This window comes from Ferruginibacter sp. (assembly GCF_014377975.1).
Taxonomy (GTDB): domain Bacteria; phylum Bacteroidota; class Bacteroidia; order Chitinophagales; family Chitinophagaceae; genus Ferruginibacter.
The window spans coordinates 1-6,321 of the sequence record NZ_JACMOO010000013.1 but is presented as its reverse complement, the minus strand read 5'-3'; the positions used below and the strand labels follow the sequence as shown (position 1 = coordinate 6,321).

The window sequence follows — 6,321 nt, the reverse complement described above, 5'->3', positions numbered from 1 at the left end:
TCACAATACATTTTATAATCCCGGACAAATAAAATTGGGCGGTGCAGGTGATAATCCTCCCAAAAACGTACAATTTGCCAATAATATTTTTTATAAAAATTCCGGTACGGTGTTCTCCGATCCAAATAATAATATTATTTTTCTGAACAACCTGTATTTTGGTGGAGCAATCTTAGGTGTACCATCTGACAAAAAAGAATTCTTCAACATTGATTCGCTATTGGTTAAAAACAGTTTTGGTTATTATAGCCTGTGTGCCAAAAGTCCTGCTATTAATAATGCGGGTGCGAATTATCCTGACATATTAAAAAATGCAGTAGTAGATAATGGTGCAGATTTACTGCTGGATATTGAAGGGAAGCCCCGGCCAAAAGAAAAAAACCGAAAAAGATATAGGTTGTGATGAATTTACAACGGCTAAATCAGTAAATCATCCATTAAAGAAAAGTGAAGCCGGACCATCTTATTTGGTAAATGTTGTGAGTAGCCCCAATACAGTTATACCAGTTACCACTTCAAAAAAACATTCCAGATATCGCAACATCTGAAAATAAATATTTTAGGATATTAAAAAATGTAATTGCTGATGTTACCGAAAATACAAGAATAGTTATGACATTATTAATAAGAGTATAATTTAAGTCCTGCTATTAAAATTATTTATAAATTTTTCAGAATAAATGAGGTAGTAAAGATGTAAAAGAAGGGTTACGAATGAAAGTATGCGTTTATTCAAAAAATAAATTAGGAACAGAAAAATAAGTTGCTTAAATATTTGGAATAAGCAGTAGAAGTGTAATTAGAATTTGGTTTAATTATAAGCTTAAAGTAAGCATAGTATTACAAAGCAAAAAGCGATGTGTACAAGGCGGCGGATAAACCTTCTCAAAGTTTTACTGCTCATCTCTAAAGTATACCTTATAAAAATTCATATTTTTTTCTTCATCAAAACCTTTTTCAATCAGGTCTTTGTTGCCGTGAATATAAATGTGAAAATTTTTATCCAGCTTTAAAATACTTTTATAGGCACGGGCTTGTTTTTTTACGGCTGCAGTATTTATGGAAAAGTTGTCGGTGATGGGCGCATCAAATTCCTGCTCGTAATTTTTTTTATAGGTTTTAAATGATTCAATACCTTCTGCATAGCCAATTACTTCATTGCTAAATTCATCCATGTTAAACTGATCCTTCTCTTTAAAATATTTTATGGATCGGTTCAGCAGGTCTATCTTATCCGTTTTGCTGACGCTGAATTCTTCATCCACTTGTGTAGTGATAAATTTTTTATAAATGCTTAAGGTGTTATTGGTTTGAGTATAACTATCATTCCGGATACTCAGTTTTAAAAAATCATCAATCCAGTACGCCGCTTCATTGTTATTGGTTTGGTCAACGATGGTAACTTTATACCCTTCCTCTTTTTCAGTATTAAAAATCACGCAGCCTTTGTCAAGTTTTTTTATATTAATGGCTTCCTGTTCATAATTTAAATTAAATCCACCTTCTTCTGTTTGCACTTTTAAATAGGCTTCTTTTGTTTCCGATTTAAAGATGCCAATGGCTTCATGCAGTTCACCTTCAATTTGTAAGCGGTTAAAATAAACCACATATAATTCGCCCGGTTTTATTTTTGGATGGCCCGAAACATCGTATAAATGTTTGGCAATCTGAATTGAATTTTCATGAAAATTTTCGGGGTTAGTAAATATCCCGGATGAAAAATGAAACAGTTCATTTAGCCCAAGATTACCCGATGGATGCGACAGACGATACACTTCATTCACCTTATCAAATGGCTTTATAAAATACTGCATCAGTAAATCGCTTAAGGTTTCATCAGCTATTGCCAAAGGCTTGTTAGATAAGCGATACAGTTCGTCCTGTAATTTATTGCCCGTATAATGTATAGAAAGTTGTGAAAGGGTTGCGTCGAAATAGGAGACCATTAATTAAGTTATGAATTATTAAGGAAAAGATATTGGGATATCAGGATATCTGCTATTATTGTGTATGGAATCAAAACACTTATAAGGTAAAGATATTGGGATATTTGATATTAATGTGAGAAGTTATCAAACACTTATTAAGTTGCTATATTAGGATATTTGATATTAATGTGTGCGGACATCAAACACTTATTTATGACAGATTCAGTTGAGATGATAAGCAATATCGCAATATCCCAATGTCCAAATATCTCAATATCTATTTACAGCACTTCAAACAAAAGCAACTGAGTTCTTTCAAAGCCGCTAAAGTTATTATCCGAAATAAATAGCAGGCTTTTATGGCCATTTGGCAAGGCAGGGCCAAAAGTTACGCCTTCAATATTATCTATGTAAATGCCTAGGTCGTCCATATTCAGCAACAACTTTTTAGCCACTGGTTTAAATGTTGTGCCGGCATTCTTTAGTGGCATTTTGATAACATCCGTAGCACCATTTAAATCTGCAACAAAAACTTTAATGGTGCAGGGTAAACGGCCCATAGAAAAAGAACGTTCTATCACCAGAAATTTGTTATTACCCAAAGAAAGTATATCCGGAACACCATTTATTTTAAAAGCCGTAGCAGGGTTGGCCGAATAAGCTACAGGCTCTAATTTATATGCATACTGGGCTGTATTTTTTTTAGTAGTTACATCAAATTTTAATATCCTTATAAATGCATTGTTGTCTGTAACATCTGCCCTGGGCCCATCTTCGTACAATGGTTCTTCAACACTTACAAAAAGACTGGTATGATTGTCAGCAAATGTCAGTCCTTCAAAAACACCATTTTGCCTGGGTCCTTTTTCGATTGACTGCATCTGCAGGTTCGGCGGAAGTGGGAAACTGTCGAGGTATTTTCCATCGGGCGAAACCATAATAATTGAAGGATTTTCCAACACCGTATCTCCGGCTTTTACAATTCTTTCTCCTTCGCTGCTCCACACCAATTGATTGTTGGTTGGGTTGTAGCGCATGGCTTCGGGGTCTGGCGTATGATAAGGATCGGCGTTGCTGTTGGGATAAACATTTCCATTGGCCTGCAGTAAAAATTGTACACCGGTAAAATGAATACTATCGATGCCCGATGGTGAAAAAGAAATAGCTGCACGATAAAACCGGGCAGGGTTGACAGCGCTTCTGTCATCGCTGATGAGATAATAAATATTGTGAGTGGAATCAAAATCAATACCTGATAACCCCCCAATGGTGGTGTTGTTATACAAGGAATTATAGGGTACGTCTTTCTCTCCTAAAAAATGCAGCGACGTAATTGTATCAACTTTCGGAGATACCATTGATTTTTTTGACGGGTCACAGGAAGTTAGCAATACAACGGCTAAAATAAATACCAGTGAACTTGATTTGTGTAAATACATATTTAGATTTGAGGAGCAAAGTTGCACAAATAGTCTGAATGTATTTTGAAGGCTTTTGATTTGCCCAGATTTTAATTTTTTGTTTTATTAAACACTATTGAAGGTTAGCAATAGGTTGATGGAAAGTACCAAAGCTGTCTTGTTTGGAGCCATTGAGCAACTTCACCGAAACGATATATTAACTGCTTACAGCCCGAAGCCAGAATGGTTTATCTTTGCAAACTAAACGATCAATCCACATGAAGGAAGTATATATTATTTCGGCAATACGTACGCCCATAGGTAGTTTCGGCGGATCATTAAAAAGTTTTACCGCCACACAATTAGGCGCTATTGCCATTAAAGCAGCAGTTGAAAAGGCAGGTATTACACCCGCAATGGTAAACGATGTATTGATGGGCTCCGTATTACAAGCTAATCTTGGGCAGGCACCTGCACGGCAGGCTGCAAAATTTGCCGGCTTACCCAACGAAGTAAACTGCACCACTATTAATAAAGTATGTGCCAGCGGTATGAAAGCCATTGCGCTGGCGGCACAGAGTATAATGCTGGGGGATGCTGATATTGTAGTTGCCGGCGGTATGGAAAGTATGAGCAACGTACCCTATTATGCAGATGCCCTGCGCTGGGGAAATAAATATGGCAATATTGCATTCATTGATGGCCTTGCCAAAGATGGCTTAACAGATGTGTTTGATGGAAAAGCGATGGGCAATGCAGCAGAGCTGTGTGCCAATACCTGTGGTATAAGCCGGCAGGATCAGGATGCGTTTGCCATTGAAAGTTACCATCGTTCTCAGAAGGCAGTTAGTGAGGGCCGGTTTGAAAATGAAATTACACCTGTACTTATTCCTCAAAAAAAAGGCGAACCTGTTTTATTTACCAAAGATGAAGAACCCTTTAATGTAAAATTTGATAAAATTGCGGAACTAAAGGGGGCGTTTATAAAAGATGGAACAGTAACTGCCGCCAATGCATCCACCATCAATGATGGCGCTGCAGCGCTGGTTTTAATGAGTAAAGAAAAGGCTGCAGAACTGGGCTTACAACCCATTGCTAAAATAATAAGCTTTGCCGATGCAGAGCAGGCTCCGGAATGGTTTACCACAAGTCCGTCCATTGCTGTACCGAAAGCGGTGGCCAAAGCAGGTTTGCAAATGGAAGACATCAGTTTTTGGGAACTCAATGAAGCTTTCAGTGTGGTTGGTATAGAAAACAGCAGAAGGATGAAACTAGATCCGGCAACCGTAAACGTTAATGGCGGTGCGGTTTCTATCGGTCATCCCCTGGGTTGCAGTGGTGCAAGAATTATTGTTACGCTCATCAATGTATTAAAACAACGCAAGGGTAAATACGGAGCTGCGGGTATCTGTAATGGCGGCGGTGGCGCATCGGCAATGGTAATTCAAAATATGTAAAATCAACTCAGCAACAAAAAGATATATACATACAAAATGCAGTTAAAAAAGGTGTTTTACAAGATGTTAAATCGGGAATTATAATTGGGAATCGTTAACATGAAGTAAGGAGAAAATTTATTTTTATAATAAATTCTGATGGTTTTTTATCTGAACAAATTATTCATCCAACCCAATTTTATTCGTCACGGCAAATAAGCCGTATTTTTTTAAAAGTGTAGCATGGTGGTAGCAGACTATTTGCCAGGAAAGACTTTAAAAAAACAACTATCAACGGATTGTTTTATTTCCTCTGTAAAAAGAAAATTCCTGCATTAGCCATTCAATAACTGATCGTTTATAGTAAAACCTAACACGATTTGCTGATATGGTTACTATAAGATAAATTTGCTATTCAATTTAGAATTCTCATACAGTAAATAAATAAATACATGCGACAAATTGCTTTTAGAGAAGCCCTAAGGGAAGCTATGCAGGAAGAAATGAGGCGGGATGACAGGGTGTTTTTAATGGGAGAAGAAGTAGCAGAATACAATGGCGCTTATAAGGTAAGCCAGGGTATGCTGGATGAATTTGGTGAAAAAAGAATCATTGATACTCCTATTGCTGAGTTGGGTTTTACCGGTATTGCAGTAGGTGCAGCTCAAAATGGGTTACGGCCAATTGTAGAATATATGACCTGGAATTTTGCCGTTTTGCCGCTGGATCAAATTTTAAATACAGCTTCTAAAATGCTGGCCATGAGTGGCGGACAGGTTGGTTGCCCGATTGTTTTTAGGGGTCCAAACGGTAGTGCAGGCCAGTTAGGCGCCCAGCACAGTACCGCTTTTGAATCATTGTATGCCAACATACCCGGATTAAAAGTTATTTCGGTAAGCAATCCATACGATGCAAAAGGGTTATTAAAAAGTGCCATCCGCGATGATGACCCGGTTATTTTTATGGAAAGTGAAGTGATGTACGGTGAAAAAGGAGATGTTCCTGAAGAAGAATATTTATTGCCCATCGGCAAAGCATTTATAAAAAGAGCAGGTAAAGATGTTACCATTGTATCGTTTAATAAAATGATGAAAGTGGCATTGGCTGCGGCCGAAGAACTTGCAAAGGAAGGCATTGAAGCAGAAGTGATTGATTTGGCAACCATTCGTCCCCTCGATTGGTTTACTATTTTGGAAAGTGTAAAAAAAACCAACCGGCTAGTAATTGTAGAAGAGCAATGGCCCTTTGCTTCTGTATCGTCTGAAATTACTTACCGCATACAGAAAGAGGGGTTCGATTACCTGGATGCTCCCATCCGCAGAATCACTTCTGCTGATGCACCCATGCACTACGCACCCAATTTGGTAGCCCTCTATTTACCCAATGTTGAAAGAACGGTAAAGCTGGTAAAGGAAGTGATGTATTTAAAAAAATAAGTTTAACTAAATTACAGTAAAAGCCTGAAGATGATCTTCGGGCTTTTTTAATAAACGTTCACGGCGCAAGGAATTTAAAAATACCTGCGTTATATATCACACCATTTAAATTTAAGCTAAC

The 6,321-nt window shown here is 37.5% G+C and carries 5 protein-coding genes; 3 read left to right on the top strand and 2 right to left on the bottom strand.

Translation table 11 applies throughout. The features are described 5' to 3' along the window. Positions 1-403: hypothetical protein (locus H7254_RS01070; protein ID WP_301931215.1), on the top strand; the 403-nt coding region annotated here is incomplete at its 5' end. A gap of 490 nt (positions 404-893) precedes the next feature. On the opposite strand, the gene H7254_RS01065 is transcribed toward H7254_RS01070, so the two are convergent. Then, positions 894-1,946: a nucleoid-associated protein gene (locus tag H7254_RS01065; protein WP_301931214.1), complete on the bottom strand. Its 1,053-nt coding sequence runs from the start codon at positions 1,944-1,946 to the stop codon at positions 894-896. A gap of 263 nt (positions 1,947-2,209) precedes the next feature. Next, positions 2,210-3,367 (bottom strand): esterase-like activity of phytase family protein, encoded by a 1,158-nt coding sequence (locus H7254_RS01060; RefSeq protein WP_301931213.1) that lies wholly within the window; start codon positions 3,365-3,367, stop codon positions 2,210-2,212. A 239-nt stretch (positions 3,368-3,606) separates the two neighbouring features. Here H7254_RS01060 and H7254_RS01055 point away from each other — a divergent pair, with 239 nt between their 5' ends. Beyond that, a complete protein-coding gene (locus H7254_RS01055) occupies positions 3,607-4,785 on the top strand; it encodes an acetyl-CoA C-acyltransferase (RefSeq protein ID WP_301931212.1) in 1,179 nt (392 codons plus the stop codon). A 431-nt stretch (positions 4,786-5,216) separates the two neighbouring features. Continuing rightward, the gene (locus tag H7254_RS01050; RefSeq protein WP_301931211.1) at positions 5,217-6,200 is read left to right on the top strand and encodes a pyruvate dehydrogenase complex E1 component subunit beta; all 984 of its coding nucleotides are present in this window, start codon (positions 5,217-5,219) and stop codon (positions 6,198-6,200) included. Positions 6,201-6,321: the final 121 nt, after the last annotated feature.

Bases quoted from the DNA above. Each gene is read 5' to 3' on its own strand.
- H7254_RS01050 (WP_301931211.1), top strand. From the start codon at position 5,217: ATGCGACAAATTGCTTTTAGAGAAGCCCTAAGGGAAGCTATGCAGGAA.
- H7254_RS01060 (WP_301931213.1), bottom strand. From the start codon at position 3,367: ATGTATTTACACAAATCAAGTTCACTGGTATTTATTTTAGCCGTTGTA.
- H7254_RS01055 (WP_301931212.1), top strand. From the start codon at position 3,607: ATGAAGGAAGTATATATTATTTCGGCAATACGTACGCCCATAGGTAGT.
- H7254_RS01065 (WP_301931214.1), bottom strand. From the start codon at position 1,946: ATGGTCTCCTATTTCGACGCAACCCTTTCACAACTTTCTATACATTAT.